The following is a 506-nucleotide window of genomic DNA, read 5'->3' on the forward strand; positions in this document are numbered from 1 at the left end:
GCCTGCTGCTCGGCCAGCACCTTGCGCACGTCCGGCAGCGTCGCCAGCGCCTCGTTCGCCTTGCTGGCATCGGTGTTGATGCCCGTCTCAGCCGCCGTGGTGCGCTTGCCGCCGATCGTGATGTTGCCTTCGGTCAACGTGGCGCGCGTGGTCGTGCTGTCGTTGCCGCTCTGGGACATCGGCAGTCCGCCGCCCAGCCCGCCGCTGTTGGCTGCGCCATAGTTCCCATTGGCGATGTTGCTGCCGATGTTCTTGGCCTGGTCGCCCGCGCTCACTGCCACCGGGTTGCCATTGGCATCGGTGGCCGGCGTGCCGCTGTAGCCGAACCCGCCGGCGAGACTGCCGGAGCTGGCCGAGTAGCCCATCCGGTTCTGCAGGTCGCTGAAGGTCAGCGAGGTGGCAGTCAGGTCGCTGTTGTCCGCATTGGTGCTGGCGATCGCGCCGCCGATCAGGTTCACGTTGCCCGCGTCGACGTGGTAGCCGCCCTTGCCGGCGAACAGGCCCGA

At 68.6% G+C, this 506-nt stretch carries 1 protein-coding gene; it reads right to left on the reverse strand.

The genetic code is table 11. The annotated features are described in order from the left end of the window. A partial coding sequence (locus D588_RS24875) for a hypothetical protein (RefSeq protein WP_043085050.1) occupies positions 1–506 on the reverse strand: 506 nt, incomplete at both ends.

It is taken from the genome of Xanthomonas sp. SHU 308 (genome assembly GCF_000364645.1).
In the GTDB taxonomy this organism is placed as follows: Bacteria; Pseudomonadota; Gammaproteobacteria; order Xanthomonadales; family Xanthomonadaceae; genus Xanthomonas_A; species Xanthomonas_A sontii.